This is a genomic window from Alishewanella agri BL06, assembly GCF_000272005.1.
GTDB classification, from domain to species: domain Bacteria; phylum Pseudomonadota; class Gammaproteobacteria; order Enterobacterales; family Alteromonadaceae; genus Alishewanella; species Alishewanella agri.
Window position 1 is genome coordinate 289471 of record NZ_AKKU01000026.1, and the last position, 14003, is coordinate 303473.

A 14003-nucleotide genomic window follows, 5' to 3' on the forward strand; every position below is an offset into this window, starting at 1 on the left:
AATGCAGCTTTTTCTGGTTTATTTGGGCGGCACTGCGCCGGGGGCTAATATCGAATTGCATGATGTGCGCTTTGTCGTTGGCAAGCGGATTGAGGATACCTATCCGCAGTTGCGGCAACAATGGTTTGGTACCCAAAAAGGGCTGCATTTAGACAGCTATTTAGCACTGCATAATATTGACGGCTACCAGATCCGTTTATCAACTGCGCCGGTGCAACAGCAAGTAAAGCTGTTTTTTGTCAACTTTGGCGGTTACTACCCGGGTAAAATCGCCGAGCAGCACGATTTTATGCTCTGTGTTGCCGGCTCTGCGGCCGAGGCCAAGACGCGGGCCAAAGCACAGCTACTGACAGATGCTGATAGCCCACATAAGGATGATTTGCTGCAACTGGACGATTGCCTGCAGCTGGAGCAGGCTAGTGGCTACTATATTGAGCTGGTTCCCGGTGGTCAGGCGCAGGCGCTGCGTCCGGATTGGTCGGGTTATGAGGTAATTGGCTAGCGGCACTTTGTTCACCGGTTAGCGTGCGCCATACCCATTGCAGCGTATCGCTCAATTGCAGATTACGTGGCAGGCGCACAACGGTTTGCTCAGCCTGGGCTGGCACCACAAAACTAAAGGCATAGTTTTGTTGTTGGCCCATTCGTAAATCTGTCATGATCACCTGCTCGCCTTGCTGCTCCAACGCATAAAATCCCTGGCTAAAAGCGGCCAGCGTCTGCACATCGGGGTGTAACTGATAACGCTGATACAGCGCCGCGTCCAGCGGATAACGCTGAAAACTGATAGCTGTATTCTTCTCCAGCAGCGAATAAAAGCCTTCGTAGTAGGCATTATCGTCGATTAATAAAATACGCCAGAGCAGAGTATTCAGTGCAGTCGGAACCACCAGGATGCGGCTGTTTTCATGTGCCTGACTTTGCTGCGTCGCCACCTGTAATACATGCTGCTGCGCCGCTACGCCCCATAACAAATAGCAGCAGGAAAACACCAGTGCCGCGGTATTAGCCGCCAGCGCGCGTTTACCGCGCCACAACACCCAAATCAGACCAATTAATAACGGCAGAGTGTAGAGCGGATCGATAATAAAAATACTACCCACCGCAAACGGATAATTACTGAACGGTTGTGCCAGCTGCGTGCCGTAAATGGTCATCGTATCCAGCAGCGGATGAGTTAGCAGCACCAATGCAATGGCAACAAGCCAATGCCGGTACAACGCCATTTCTTTATGTATTTTGCAAATCAGTAGCGCCAATAGCGGCGAGACCAGGCTGAGATAAAACAGTGAATGACTAAAGCCGCGGTGATACACCATATTACTTAGCGCATCGCCATAATCAATAAAGACGTCGAGATCAGGCAGGGTGCCGGCAAAAGCTCCCCACAGCGCCGCTTTTTTTACTGAGCTGCGGCGACCGACTACGGCCACCGCAACGGCTGAGCCCAGCGCAATTTGCGATAATGAATCCATAATAAGACAATACCAGCAAGAAGTTAGCGGATACCTGACATACTTACCTGTGCTAACTGCGCAGCTAAAACCTGCCGCAGTAATTTATAGTCATCGCACAAGGTATGTAGGCTACTATTTACGTCCAGATAATAGGCTGCACGTGAGCCGTTAAGTTCAATAGCGTTACTAATTTGCTGAAATTGAAAGCCTACCCGGTTTAACATTCTGGCCAACGCGGGGGCCACTAAGGCGTAAGCGTGGCTGATGCCTTCGTTAAAAGCCTGCTCCAATGCAGCCAGATAAAGGCCGGCCGCCAAATAACGGTAATGGCTTTGGCTCTGGGTCACCTGCAGCGGATTCAGCTGACTCAGTGCCGGGTTATGGTTTAGTTGTTGGCGCCGAAAATCATTGGCAAGTGCAAGTCGTGATAATTCACAGACACTGTCAAATGCAAAGGCGCTTGGTGCTAAGTCAGGCTTGTTAAAACCAGTTTGGAAATAACGTGTTAAGGGTAGTTTGTCGTCAGGTTGTCGGCAATAGACCATGCGCATCGTACCTGCCAAACTGTCAGTTTGCCGGTGTTGCAGTAAGTAATGCGATGCGCGTGCATCATAATGATCTTGTTCAATGGCGCTGCTATTGGTCGGTTCAAATCCCAATTCTTCACAGTAAACCAGATGCCGTAACCGAAAACACTGTAACTGTTCAGCGGCGGTGAAAGCACGTTTAATCTGAAAATCACGTTGAAACAGCAAAGTCCAATGGCCGTTGTGATGTTGAGCCTGTAGCTTAGACACAACATCATCGTGCAGGCGTAACGCTAAAGTTGCCTGAGAAGTAGAATGCATGGCGCAACCCTGAATAATTCTGAGTTAATTTAATAATTGATGGCAGCTACCCTGCTGCTGCGAGCGAAAATGACGCATTCTCCCTTGTCCTTAACACTATGCAGATTTTGTAAAAAGAGATCAAACTTCCAGATGGCTATTTTCGCGGATTTTGGCGCTAAATAGCGCTAAGATGATGATAAATACTTATAAAATATTTTTACTAGATTTCGCAGCGACTGCATGCCAGATACTCAACGTATCTACCTATAAATCCGGCGGCGAGAATTTTAGGAAATAAAAAAGCGGCGCTAATGCGCCGCTTCTCTAGTTGGTGGAGCTGGCGGGAGTTGAACCCGCGTCCGAAAAACCTACATCGTCGGTACTACATGCTTAGCCAGTTATTTAGTTAACCCTATGAGCGCCAGCTGGCAGGCTATCGTCGGGCGAGCCTGATTGGTTTTAACGTTTTGTCTCCAGGCGAAGACGCGACGCGATCCTGTTAGGGGTGATCTTCCAGAGTCTCAGCTTACAGGCATGCGTGAGGGGAAGAGCTATCTACTGCTTATTAGGCAGCGATTGCGTAAGTTTCGTCGTTTGCGACTATTTAATTGAGGCTTTTTTACGAGGCCTACCTCACCTCGGCATGCACCTAAGAGTTCGTGAATCCCGTCGAATCCAGAATCAGCCCCGAATTCTGTGGAAGTAACACTCACTTTCAGTGTTTGGCTATTGTACGCAGCCTGGTTGCTTTACACAAGCGGGCTTTGTGTTTTAGCCGTTTTCCTGTCGCCCTAATTAGATGGGGCCAGGCGGTAAAAGTTTCAAGAGGACTTTAGTGTTTACTGTGTTTCATCATGCGCTCTTTCTCGCGTGACCAGTCGCGGTCTTTAATATCGTCACGCTTGTCATAGCTTTTCTTACCCTTGGCTAAATGAAACTCCAGCTTTACCCAGCAGGCTTTCCAGTACATGGCGGTGGCGACCAGGGTATAACCTTCGCGCTCTTTCAGGCCAATAAGTTTACTTAGCTCGCGCTTGTGCAGCAGCAATTTGCGGCTGCGCTCGGGATCGCATACTACATGAGTAGAGGCGCTGTTGAGCGGCTGAATCTGTGCGCCGAGTAAAAAGGCTTCACCGTTATGCAAAATAACATAAGAGTCGGACAGGTTTACCTTACCCTCGCGGATACTTTTTAACTCCCAGCCTTGCAGGGCCAGGCCGGCTTCATAGCGGTCTTCTAAAAAGTACTCGTGCCGCGCTTTGCGGTTTTGCGCTATGGTACCGTTTTTGTTTTTGGTTGCTTGTTTTTTGCTCATAATTCGTTGTTTGTCGCAGCTCAGTGTTGGATGTCAGCGATGGCTCATGCCTTGTTGCAGCGCGTTATTCTGTTACAATCGGCGGCGAGTTTAAAGGGGAGTGAGTATGCCACAAATTGAACGCAGTGCGTTGGTTTTTTACAGCGCGCAGCAGATGTATGACCTGGTTAATGCTGTGCCGGATTACCCGCAATTTTTACCCGGCTGTACCAAAGCCACGGTGATCCGCCACACTGAACAGGAAATGGTGGCAAAGCTGGAAGTTTCCAAGGCCGGTATTGGCCAAAGCTTTACTACCCGCAATATTTTATATCCGGCACAGCGGATCGATATGCAGTTGGTCGACGGCCCTTTTAAACGTTTACAGGGCGGCTGGCAGTTTGTGCCGCTAAATGAGCAGGCCTGTAAGGTGATCTTGCAGCTGGAATTTGAATTTTCTAATAAGTTGGTGCAGTTTGCTTTTGGCAAGATTTTTCAGGAGCTAACCGCTGCCATGGTCAATGCCTTTACCCAAAGAGCGAAGCAAGTGTATGGTGAATAACAGCGCGGGTGCCGCCATTTCCGATACCATTACCGTTGAAGTGGCTTATGCTTTACCGGAGCGTCAGGCTTTGCTGACGATTTCTGTTGCCGCGGATACCTGTGTCGAGCAGATTATTCGTCAGTCAGGTATTTTGCAGCAATTTCCACAGATTAATCTGAGCGAACAAAAAGTTGGCGTCTGGAGTCGCACGGTGAAACTAAGCGATACCGTAAAAGATGGCGATCGGATTGAAATCTACCGGCCACTTATCGCTGATCCGAAAGATTTGCGCCGGCGTCGGGCCGAAAAAGCCAAAGAAGAAGGGCGGGCTAATAAGGTAACTGGCGGTCAGGTTTAACATTAAACATTTGAGCAGTACCAGATATAAAAAACAGAAAAGCCGCGATTGCGGCTTTTTTGGTTACTTTTCGTCTGTTACTAAGCGCTATCAGATATCCAGTGGCTTATCAAAATCAGCGTGTTTCTCAAAGTCACCGCTGATATTAACCAGCCGGTCGTCTTTAAACTCCACGACTAAGCGCTTTTCAAAATTATTGCCACGGCCACCTTTCAGGGCATAAAAGTAATGCCAGGTGTCATGGTCAAAGGGGTTGGCGGCCACCGGATTACCCAGTACAAACACCACCTGCTCCTTAGTCATAGCGACCCGCAGCTTGTCGACATCTTTTTGTTCTAAAAAGTTACCCTGCGGAATATCAATCCGGTATACCCAGCTGCTACAGGCGCTAAGGCCCAGTGCCGCAACCAGTACGGCGATTTTTACTACTGCTTTCATAGATGCCATTAATTCAACCTAAGTGTCGCCATCATACCCCAGGATGCGGAAGCAAAAAACCTGTTTCTGAGCGCTGTCTGTTAAAGTATTGCTGACGTATTGTCTGAAGCGGCTTTGCCAAAGAGAGCCTAAGACCGCCTGAAAACAAACAAACTGCAACTCAGACTGAAGGCGTACACAAAAGTTCCCGCGCATTGGCCAAGGCATTGGCACTAATATTCTCACCGGCCAGCAGGCGGGCAATTTCCTGGATCCGCTCATCATCACTGAGCTGGCGCATCCGGGTTTCAGTGGCGATACCATCGGTATATTTCTCAACAAAAAGTTGTTGATGTCCCTGACTGGCAACCTGCGGCAAGTGAGTCACACAGATAATCTGAGTGCTCTGGCCTAACTGGCGTAATAAGCGGCCGACGCCGGCTGCTACCGGGCCGCTGATGCCGACATCCACTTCATCGAAAATCAAGGTAGGGGTTGTGACCTTATCCGCCAGTATTACCTGTACTGCCAGACTGATCCGCGATAATTCACCGCCGGAGGCGACCTTGCTTAAGGCTTGCAGTGGCTGGCCCGGGTTAGTCGATACCTCAAAACTGATCAGATCCAGGCCGTTGGCGCTGGCCTGCTCTAACGGCAAGGTTGAAACATTGATAGCAAAGCGGGCATTGGCCATGCTCAGTTCATGCATATTTTTGCTAATCAGCTCGCTTAGCTCTGATGCAGCCTGCTGGCGGGCGGCCGTTAAAACTGCTGCTGCCTGCTGATATTGGCGACTGGCTTGCTGAATAGCCAGCTCCAGCTCAGTCAGTCGTTGCTCTGAACCGGTTAATTCGGCCAGCTCGGCAGCTAGCTGTTGGTGGCGTTCTGCCAGTTGCTCATTGGCGATCTGATGCTTTCGCGCCAGATTCAGCCACTGTGCCAGCCGCTCGTCGACTTCGGCCAGACGTTCCGGATCCAACTCTACCTTGTCGGCGTAACGGCGCAGTTCACGGCTGGCTTCTTCGGTTTGCAGCAGTGCTTCACTGAGCATTTGCTGTACACCAGCCAGAGCCGGATCCAGTGCTTGTAATTGTTCCAGCTGATAGGTTACCTGAGATAACGCGCGATAAATGCTTTGTTCATCATCATCGTACAGTTGCTGCAGGCATTGCTGGCTTTGCGACAGCAGCATGTTACCGTGCGTCAGCCTGCTATGTTCGGCTTCCAGTTCGCTAAATTCATCAGCCTGTGGCGCAAACTGATCCAGCTCTGCCACCTGATATTCCAGGAGCTGGCGCTGTGCATCGCGTTGCTGCTGTGAATGTTGCAGGGCCTGATGTTCCTGCTGCAGTTGTTGCCAGTAGCGATAGCTTTGCCGGCATTGCTGCTGCAGCTCGCTATTGGCGACATAGGCATCCAGTAACTGACGCTGATAATCAGCCTTTAACAGCAGTTGATGCGCATGCTGGCCGTGGATGGATAGCAGGTATTGCCCCAGTTGCTTTAGTTGCTGCGCCGGTACCTGTACACCATTAATATAACCGCGGGAACGGCCCTCATTACTGACAACGCGCCGCACAATACATTCGTTACCCATCAACAAGTCTTGTTGTTGCAGAAAGTCGCGCGCGGCGGGTAGGGCAGAGATATCAAAGGTGGCAACAATATCGGCTTTATCTGCGCCGGGGCGCACTACTGCGCCGTCGGCCCGTTCGCCGAGACAGAGTGCCAGCGCATCAATAGCAATGGATTTACCGGCACCGGTTTCACCGGTAATGGTTGACATGCCGCTTGCCCAGTCAATTTCCAGCGCGCGGACGATAGCAAAATTACTGATATGAAGATGGCAAAGCATAAAGCACCCGATACTGTTTATAGTTACAGTGTAAATTTATACAGTAAAAGTGACTTTAGCAAGTCGGGTGCTGATTTTTTTTAATACAGCTTGCTGCCCCAGCCCAGTTTATTGCGCAGCACGTGATAGTAGCTATAGCCGGGCGGATGCACCAGCCGTAGCGGGTTAGGGTGTTTGCGGATAGTAATATCATCGCCTGGCATTACGGCCAGAATCACATGGCTATCGCAACTAATTTGCAGATGTGCATCGTTAGTTTCAGCAACTTTCAGCCGGATTTCGCTATTTCCTGACACCACCAGTGGCCGACTACTTAGCGTATGCGGAAACATTGGCACCAGACTCATCGCATCCAGATCCGGAGTCAGAATGGGGCCACCGCCGGATAAAGAATAAGCGGTAGAACCGGTGGGAGTACTGATAATCAGCCCATCTGAGCGTTGGCTGTAGACAAATTCGTTATTGATATAGGCTTCGAATTCAATCATGTGCGCGACTTTGTCGGCGTGCAGTACGGCTTCGTTAACGGCACTATTACTGCTTTTCACACTGCCGTGACGATGCACGGCGATTTCCAACAGGTTACGCTTTTCGGTAACAAAATTACCGGCCAGCACTTCAGTCAGTGGCTCGGCAAAGCTTTCCGGTGCCAAATCGGTTAAAAAGCCCAGATTGCCGCGGTTAACCCCCAGTACGGCGACGTCAAAACGAGCCAGTATCCGCGCTGCACCGAGCATATTACCATCGCCGCCGACAACAATTGCCAGGTCGCAGGTTTTCCCGAGTGTCACCAGGTCCAGTACTTCGGCACCGGCGATCGGCAGGCTTTGTGCTACCCGCTCTTCGACATAGACGCTCAGCCCTTGCTGCTGTAAAAACTGATACAGGCTAAGCAGTGTTTGGTTGGCGCCGCTATGGTGCGGTTTACCAATTAATCCCACTTTGTTAAAGGCAAGACTCATAACGTTTCCGTGTTGAAAGGCCGGTCAAGCACCGGTCAAAAAGCTTTAGCCACCCTGACGGCGGCCAGACTGTTGGCTCAGTATAACGGCTACCGGCTTTAGTGTCCTGAGCTGCTTGAAATTTTTTAGAAAGGCCCCATCATAATCAACAACAGAATGCAGGTGTAGGCGCATGACCGAAACATTAAGCAGAACCGAACTGATTTTAAAACTGATCGTTGAGCAGTATCTGCTGGATGGTTTACCGGTATCCTCAAAAGCGATTGCTGAAAATCAGGCGCTGTCAGTCAGCTCGGCCACGGTGCGCAATACCATGGTGCTGTTGGAACAGCAGGGGCTCATCCGCTCACCGCATACTTCAGCCGGACGAGTTCCGACTACCTCTGGCATCCGCTTATTTATCGATAAAATGTTACAACTGCAACCGATCAGTGATAGCTGGGCCGCCGAAATTAAAAAGCGCCTGGCACCACAGTTGCCGGTGTCATTATTATGCCAGCAAGCCGGGCAGTTATTGGCAAACCTGACCGGTTGTGTGGCGATTATCAGTGCGCCCAAAGCCAGTGGTCGTGAAGTGCGGCAAATTGATTTGGTCCGCCTGGCCAGCGATCGCCTGCTGTTGGTGGTAATAGACGAAGACGGCGATATTTTGCACCGGGTTTTGCAATGTGAGCAAAGTATTGATTCTGCAACCTTAAGCAAGGTGTTGTGCCTGTTAAATGCGGCGTTGTCCGGTGGGCAGTGGCAGGATGGTATTGCCCGCCTGGGTAATTTATTACGCAGTGAAACGGGGCTGGCGCAGGCGCTGTTGCAAAAAGTATTAGGCCAGCTGAGTCTGGATGAATTTATGCAACATCAACCGCTGATTTTTGGTCAGCATCAGTTGTTACTGACACCAGACTATCAGCAAAACCCGGCTTTGCAGCAGGTGGTGCAAATGCTCGAGCATCCGGCCGGCTTAATGCAGCTGTTGGAACTGGTTACTAATGATAACCAACCTAAACTGATTCTGGGTAAAGAGTCGGGCTTTGTCGAGCTGTCACAGCTTAGTGTCATTGCGCAAAGTTACCAGCGGCAGCCGCACCGCTTTATCGCCCTGCTGGGTCCCCGGCGGATGAATTATGCCCGGTTAATCCCCTTGGTTGAGTCCTGCGCCGCCCAGTTAAATTTAAACTTGAATCGGCCAAATTGATCCCCATAATACCCCTACGCTAAATTGGAGTATTGTAACAATGACTGAGCAACACAAGCCTGCAGAAACCCCTGAAGAGCTGAACCAGACTTCCGATAGCCATGCCGATACAGTGGAGCTGTCGTCGGAGCAAACCATTATTACCAAACTGGAAGAAGAACTGGCAAAAACACAGGCACAGCTGGCTGAACAGCATGACCTGATGCTGCGCATTAAAGCCGAAGCGGATAATGCCCGCCGCCGTGCCGCGCTGGATGTGGAAAAGGCGCACAAGTTTGCGCTGGAAAAGTTCGCCTCTGATTTACTCCCTGTGGTGGATAACCTGGAGCGGGCGCTGAACTTTATCAACCGTGAAGATGAAGCGTTCAAAGGTGTCATTGAAGGTATTGAGCTGACGATGAAGAGTTTCCTGGATACGGTTGCAAAATACGGCGTGATCCAGCTGGATCCGGCCGGTCAGCCATTTAATCCGGAGCAACATCAGGCGATGACGATGCAGCCAACTGCCGATTTGCCACCCAATACTGTGACCTTTGTGATGCAAAAGGGCTACGAGTTAAACGGCCGGTTATTGCGTCCGGCGATGGTTGGGGTGTCAAAAGCGCCGGATTAACCGCGTTACATGGTTCCTGCCAAATCTTAGTTTGCAACGCCCGGCCTCTGCCGGGCGTTTTTATAACAGTTCGCGGTAAATATAATCTGCCAGCGGATGTTGCTGCCGCTTTAACTCCCGCACAAATAACTGCGCAATCTTAGCGGCCCCCTGTAGTGTCAGGTGCGTGTTATCAATGGTGCCGTTGGGAAACTTGCTGTAAAGATCAGCCGGGATCTGGATAAAATACGGCTGGCTGCCGGCAGGGCCAGCGTTCGCAATAAAATCACAGCTTAGCTGCTGTAAATCAAAAAAGCTCACGTCAAGTTGCGCTGCGACCTGCGCCGTGGCTTGGGCATAAGCCGCTAGATCTCTTACCAATAAAGCATCACTGTTAAAGTTGCGCCGGCAAATCGAACTTGCCAGTAACGGAGTGGCGTTTTTGGCGCGAATATCCGCCACAAACTGGCGTAAAAACGCCGGATAGTCGCTATCTGCTGCCGCATAGCGCGCCGGATCAGCAATCTTCTGGTCATTATGGCCAAACTGGATCAGCACATAGTCGCCGGCGCCCAGCTCGCTTAACAGCAACTGCCAGCGGCCCTCGTTTAAAAAGCGCCGGGTGCTACGGCCATTCGCAGCATGATTGATAATCGTAAGTTGCGGCAGCATAAAGGCCGGTAGCAACTCGCCCCAACCCCGTTCCGGGTAGGCCGGGTTGATCTTAACCGACATCGTCGAGTCACCGACCAGATGCAGCCGCGCTGGTACCGGGTTGTTGGCGAAACTCTGGGAAGCGAACGACAGGCTTAGCAACAAACACAGGCAAAGGATTAGTCGATTCATGGTTGTTGTTCCAGGAGTTGATACAGACGTGCCAGCTCAGCCTCGGGATCCCAGCGACCGTCAAAGGTCCACTGTGCGGTGATCTGCGCCGCGCTAAGGTTAGCCGGATGCGTAGCCAGATTATCTGCCAGCCACGGATAGCGCGGTGCGCTGTCAGCGCCTTGGCTAAAAACGCTCTGGCTAAAGTAGTAGCGATCGCCCCATAAATTGGCCCGGTCACGTTCCGGTTGTTGCGGATAGGTGTGACGGAAGATTGGCCGGTCAGCCATCTTCGGGCTGTAGCTGTTATTGATCAGATAAAACTGCGCATCGTAGTGGCGGCGGCCCAGCAAAAAGCCGGGTACACCATCGAAGTGCGAATTGACCACCACCAGTTTTTGCGCTGGGTCCAGTTCACCGTCATGCCACAGGGTGGCATAGGCTTTCTGGTTGTAAAAAGTGACGTTGTCAAAAAAAGCCCAGCCACGTGGGCACACCATATCGGTATGGCCTTCGATATAGCAGTTGCGGTGGTAGTACATGCCGTCGGTCTTATTCCACAAACTTAGGGTATCGGCACCGCCGGCAATAATGGCGCAGTCATCAGTAATAATCCGGCTGGCATGCTCAAAGCCACGGATCGCGAACTGATGTTCATGATCGCCGGTTAGTTCACCGTAGCTGTTTTTAATTGTCAGGCCGAGCAGGGCAATGTCGCTGGCGCGGATATTTACCACGGCGCTGCCCCAGTCATCCGGATGGGACGCCAGCCAATTTGTCCGCAGTTCAGCATATTGAATGATGGTCTGAGTGCGGCCCTGACCAACCAGAGCCACCTTATCCCGTGTCAGGTACAGCTTTTCCTGATAGATACCCGGCTTAATCTGAATAATTGCCTGCTCAGCAGTGGCCGGCAGGCTATCCAGTGCCGCCTGAATAGTTTGAAACTGCGCGCTGCCATCCTGTGCGACGCTTAAGCGCAACACATTGCTGGCTAGTGTCATGTTTGGTAGCAAAAGAAAAATCAAAGCTAATAAGACGTTATGCATCAAAGTCTCTCGAACAAGTGCCGAAAAAAGAGCCGGCAGTTGCCGGCTCAAACCACAGGAGAGGGAGAAGTCCTCTCGTACTCCAGGGCCAGCGTGTGCTGCACCCTGCTGCCAGGCAGTTGTTACTGGTTAACCGGGTAGCCCAGAAGTTTTGCCATTTCGACTGCCGCCATAATAAAGGGGCCGTTGGCCTTGGCGTCGTTACGGAATACCGGCTCGCTCATATAGTAGTGGTAGCTGCCATCGCGGCCAAAGCCCAAACCCGCTACCTGCACCGTATTAACCAAACTGACTAAACCATCCGGATGCACCAGCATAAATTCGCGCACTAACCCCTGATAGGCTTTCAGCGCTGTGGCTTTATAGCTCGGTGGCAGATAGCCGTTGTTTATCGCTTTAGCATAGAAATAGGTAAACATGGCGCTACCGGATGACTCCAGATAGTTACCTGTCGCCTCGGGCCGATCCAGAATTTGATACCAGACGCCACTGTCATGCTGAAAGCGCGGCAGGGTTTCGGCTAACTCAGTAATCATCTGCAGCAGTGGTGCCCGCAGCTCGGTCTGTTCGGCGGGGATATAATCCAGCACATCAACCAGCGCCATAGTTAGCCATCCCAGACCGCGGCCCCAGAAATGCGGTGACAAGCCGGTTTCAGGGTTAGCCCAGACCTGCTGTTTCGCTTCATCCCAGGCGTGGAAATACAGACCGGTATTCGGGTCGCGTAAAATATCGCGGGTCAGCTTAAATTCTTTAACGACCTCCGGCAGGCCCTGACCTTGCTCAAACTGACTGGTGTAAAAGGCGTAGAACGGCATGCCCATATAGACGCCATCCAGCCACAGCTGATGCGGATAAATTTGCTTATGCCAGAAGGCGCCATCCTGAGTGCGCGGATGCTCGGCGACCTGACGACGCAGCAACGCCAGCGCCTTGCGCGCCGGTTCATTCGGCTGGCGCAGATAATCGCGCAGCAGCATATTGCCGGTATTCAGGCTATCGATATTGTATTTTTTAAGATCATAAGTGCGGATATCTCCTTCAGGTGTGACAAAGGAGTTAACAACGTCGCTTATCACCTGCTGCCATTCGGCGTTAGGTTTAAGCTGTAGTAAGTCATCATAGGCTTGCAGCAAAAGACCGGTGGTGTATTCAAAGGTTGCCGGACGTTGACGCTCATAATCCCAGCCGCCGTAAGCGTAGTAGGGAGTTTGCCGTACCATCTCACTTTGGGCCAGTAGCTCGCCCCAATACAATGCGTGCTCAGCAGTGAGCGGCGGCTGCAGTTTCGCGGCAGTAGCGGCGGTATGCAGGCGTTGCCGCGGTGTCAAGGTTAATTGTTCGGCTTGTTGCTCAAGGTAGGCAATAAATTCCGCTTCGGTTTTGATGCCGTCTGCTTCACCATCCCAGGCGGCTAAAAAGTAATATTCCAGCTGGCTGCCAGCCGGTTTCATCACGCTGACATGACTATGTTCATCCTCGGTTTGCGCCGTGCGCTGGCCGCGTTTAAACAGCAGTGCCATCCCGAGCTTGCTGTCGGGTGCCGACAGGCTTTGCTGGCCCCAGGTCGCGACATAGGTCCAGGCGTGACCGGTGATCTCCACTTCGCCCTGAATCAGTTTGGTATCCGGCAGTTTTACCAGACCGATAGCAAGGTTATCCAGCTCTTCGGACAGCTGTAACCGGGTATTGACCAGTCGGCTGCCGGCAGTCATCGATAAGTCGGCTGTTAGCGTCACGGTTTTACCGGCAATTTGCCAATCCTGATAGGTTATCTGTAATGCGGAGTAGAGCGGGCCATTTTCAATCACTTTAGCGGTATGTTGGCCAACCCTGGACACACGCTCAACTTTCTGACCATCCCAGTAGCCATAACCACCGGCGCCCAGTGATTGCCCGACTTTCAGCAGATCCATGCCCCAGTCGGCCATTTCATGGTACGACTGATAGCCATCCTGGCCGACATCCTGCAGCACCAGCTGTGGTTTGGTTTTACCAAAGACATCAAAGCCATTACGCCAGTCCAGATAAATCCGATAGCCAACCTGATCCGATTCGATACCTGGGCCTTCATAACGGATCCACTCGGAGTGATCGATATATTGTGACGGCGGTGTCAGCTGCTGCACGTTCTGAAAGGTGCCGCCAATATATTTGGCACCTTGCCATTCGCCACCGACTTTATGCGAAATTTCGGCCTGAGTTTGCGCCCGCAGTTGTAGGGCTGCCAGGGCGGCAGCATCATGTTCAATTTGTAGTTGCAGTTGTTCGGCTGGCTGAAAATCTAAGGCTAAAAACAGCGTATCGCGCTTGCCGTCACCGCTACGATCCAGATGCTGCAGTGGCACCAGCTGGCCAGCGCGACGGGCAACCAGATCCTGCGCCTGCTCAGTGGTTAACCCAAGATCATAGTAACTCAGGTAAACCGGCTGCTGGCTGCGGACAAAGTCAGACGGATTGGCAATCAGTAATTCGGCTACCGCAGGCATGGCGGCCAAAGTTGACGGCTCAGTTGTGCTCTGATTTGCGGCAGGCGGACTGGCAGGTTGACCGCAGGCCGCCAGTAGTAAACTGCTAAGCGTAACAAGAGGAAGAGTTTGCAGAAGACGCTTGTTCACGATAGTTACC

General features: G+C 51.5%; 14 protein-coding genes and 1 other RNA gene. 5 read left to right on the plus strand and 10 right to left on the minus strand.

The window, feature by feature from the left end; translation table 11 throughout:
• The first annotated feature begins 1 nt into the window (after position 1).
• Positions 2-502: a DUF1543 domain-containing protein gene (locus AGRI_RS14990; protein ID WP_008985722.1), complete on the plus strand. Its 501-nt coding sequence runs from the start codon at positions 2-4 to the stop codon at positions 500-502.
• On the opposite strand, the gene AGRI_RS14995 is transcribed toward AGRI_RS14990, so the two are convergent.
• From AGRI_RS14995 to smpB, 4 genes are all read right to left on the minus strand, one after another.
• Positions 417-1475, minus strand: a complete 1059-nt coding sequence (locus tag AGRI_RS14995; protein WP_008985723.1) for a metal-dependent hydrolase — start codon at positions 1473-1475, stop codon at positions 417-419. The two genes, AGRI_RS14990 and AGRI_RS14995, sit on opposite strands and share 86 nt — an antisense overlap.
• 23 nt (positions 1476-1498) lie before the next feature.
• Positions 1499-2305 carry a PEP-CTERM/exosortase system-associated acyltransferase gene (locus AGRI_RS15000; RefSeq protein ID WP_008985724.1) on the minus strand — a complete coding sequence of 269 codons (807 nt, stop codon included), beginning with the start codon at positions 2303-2305 and terminating at the stop codon, positions 1499-1501.
• Between the two features lie 311 nt (positions 2306-2616).
• Positions 2617-2976, minus strand: a transfer-messenger RNA (tmRNA) gene (ssrA, locus tag AGRI_RS16450).
• Between the two features lie 143 nt (positions 2977-3119).
• The gene (gene smpB / locus AGRI_RS15005; protein WP_008985725.1) at positions 3120-3602 is read right to left on the minus strand and encodes an SsrA-binding protein SmpB; all 483 of its coding nucleotides are present in this window, start codon (positions 3600-3602) and stop codon (positions 3120-3122) included.
• A 106-nt stretch (positions 3603-3708) separates the two neighbouring features.
• Here smpB and AGRI_RS15010 point away from each other — a divergent pair, with 106 nt between their 5' ends.
• Both AGRI_RS15010 and AGRI_RS15015 read left to right on the plus strand, forming a co-directional pair.
• Positions 3709-4143: a type II toxin-antitoxin system RatA family toxin gene (locus tag AGRI_RS15010; protein WP_008985726.1), complete on the plus strand. Its 435-nt coding sequence runs from the start codon at positions 3709-3711 to the stop codon at positions 4141-4143.
• On the plus strand, positions 4133-4483 hold the full coding sequence (locus AGRI_RS15015) for an RnfH family protein (RefSeq protein WP_008985727.1): 351 nt from the start codon (positions 4133-4135) through the stop codon (positions 4481-4483). The genes AGRI_RS15010 and AGRI_RS15015 overlap by 11 nt, the downstream gene beginning before the upstream one ends.
• 90 nt (positions 4484-4573) lie before the next feature.
• Here AGRI_RS15015 and AGRI_RS15020 read toward each other — a convergent pair whose 3' ends face one another.
• The 3 genes from AGRI_RS15020 to nadK all read right to left on the minus strand — a co-directional run bounded on the left by AGRI_RS15020 (position 4574) and on the right by nadK (position 7717).
• Complete coding sequence (locus AGRI_RS15020) at positions 4574-4930, minus strand: outer membrane protein assembly factor BamE (protein WP_008985728.1); 357 nt, start codon at positions 4928-4930, stop codon at positions 4574-4576.
• A gap of 151 nt (positions 4931-5081) precedes the next feature.
• Positions 5082-6755, minus strand: a complete 1674-nt coding sequence (recN, locus tag AGRI_RS15025) for a DNA repair protein RecN (protein ID WP_008985729.1) — start codon at positions 6753-6755, stop codon at positions 5082-5084.
• A gap of 80 nt (positions 6756-6835) precedes the next feature.
• On the minus strand, positions 6836-7717 hold the full coding sequence (nadK, locus tag AGRI_RS15030) for an NAD(+) kinase (RefSeq protein WP_008985730.1): 882 nt from the start codon (positions 7715-7717) through the stop codon (positions 6836-6838).
• 172 nt (positions 7718-7889) lie between these two features.
• Between nadK and hrcA the strand changes: the two genes are divergently transcribed.
• Together hrcA and grpE are read left to right on the plus strand one after the other, a co-directional pair.
• On the plus strand, positions 7890-8909 hold the full coding sequence (gene hrcA / locus AGRI_RS15035) for a heat-inducible transcriptional repressor HrcA (RefSeq protein WP_008985731.1): 1020 nt from the start codon (positions 7890-7892) through the stop codon (positions 8907-8909).
• A gap of 40 nt (positions 8910-8949) precedes the next feature.
• Entirely contained in the window at positions 8950-9522 is a 573-nt protein-coding gene (gene grpE, locus AGRI_RS15040) for a nucleotide exchange factor GrpE (protein ID WP_008985732.1), read from the plus strand.
• Positions 9523-9582: 60 nt separating this feature from the next.
• Here grpE and AGRI_RS15045 read toward each other — a convergent pair whose 3' ends face one another.
• The 3 genes from AGRI_RS15045 to AGRI_RS15055 all read right to left on the minus strand — a co-directional run bounded on the left by AGRI_RS15045 (position 9583) and on the right by AGRI_RS15055 (position 13993).
• Positions 9583-10347, minus strand: coding sequence for a rhamnogalacturonan acetylesterase (locus AGRI_RS15045; RefSeq protein WP_008985733.1), 765 nt, complete (start codon positions 10345-10347; stop codon positions 9583-9585).
• Positions 10344-11330, minus strand: a complete 987-nt coding sequence (locus AGRI_RS15050) for a pectinesterase family protein (protein ID WP_237713103.1) — start codon at positions 11328-11330, stop codon at positions 10344-10346. Before AGRI_RS15050 ends, AGRI_RS15045 begins: the two co-directional genes overlap by 4 nt.
• A gap of 167 nt (positions 11331-11497) precedes the next feature.
• Positions 11498-13993 carry a glycoside hydrolase family 88 protein gene (locus AGRI_RS15055; RefSeq protein ID WP_008985735.1) on the minus strand — a complete coding sequence of 832 codons (2496 nt, stop codon included), beginning with the start codon at positions 13991-13993 and terminating at the stop codon, positions 11498-11500.
• Between the last annotated feature and the right edge of the window lie 10 nt (positions 13994-14003).

Coding starts and splice junctions, on each gene's coding strand:
- hrcA (WP_008985731.1), top strand. CDS start 7,890: ATGACCGAAACATTAAGCAGAACCGAACTGATTTTAAAACTGATCGTT.
- AGRI_RS14995 (WP_008985723.1), bottom strand. CDS start 1,475: ATGGATTCATTATCGCAAATTGCGCTGGGCTCAGCCGTTGCGGTGGCC.
- grpE (WP_008985732.1), top strand. CDS start 8,950: ATGACTGAGCAACACAAGCCTGCAGAAACCCCTGAAGAGCTGAACCAG.
- AGRI_RS15015 (WP_008985727.1), top strand. CDS start 4,133: ATGGTGAATAACAGCGCGGGTGCCGCCATTTCCGATACCATTACCGTT.
- AGRI_RS15050 (WP_237713103.1), bottom strand. CDS start 11,330: ATGACACTAGCCAGCAATGTGTTGCGCTTAAGCGTCGCACAGGATGGC.
- AGRI_RS15020 (WP_008985728.1), bottom strand. CDS start 4,930: ATGGCATCTATGAAAGCAGTAGTAAAAATCGCCGTACTGGTTGCGGCA.
- recN (WP_008985729.1), bottom strand. CDS start 6,755: ATGCTTTGCCATCTTCATATCAGTAATTTTGCTATCGTCCGCGCGCTG.
- AGRI_RS15000 (WP_008985724.1), bottom strand. CDS start 2,305: ATGCATTCTACTTCTCAGGCAACTTTAGCGTTACGCCTGCACGATGAT.
- smpB (WP_008985725.1), bottom strand. CDS start 3,602: ATGAGCAAAAAACAAGCAACCAAAAACAAAAACGGTACCATAGCGCAA.
- AGRI_RS15010 (WP_008985726.1), top strand. CDS start 3,709: ATGCCACAAATTGAACGCAGTGCGTTGGTTTTTTACAGCGCGCAGCAG.
- nadK (WP_008985730.1), bottom strand. CDS start 7,717: ATGAGTCTTGCCTTTAACAAAGTGGGATTAATTGGTAAACCGCACCAT.
- AGRI_RS14990 (WP_008985722.1), top strand. CDS start 2: ATGCAGCTTTTTCTGGTTTATTTGGGCGGCACTGCGCCGGGGGCTAAT.
- AGRI_RS15045 (WP_008985733.1), bottom strand. CDS start 10,347: ATGAATCGACTAATCCTTTGCCTGTGTTTGTTGCTAAGCCTGTCGTTC.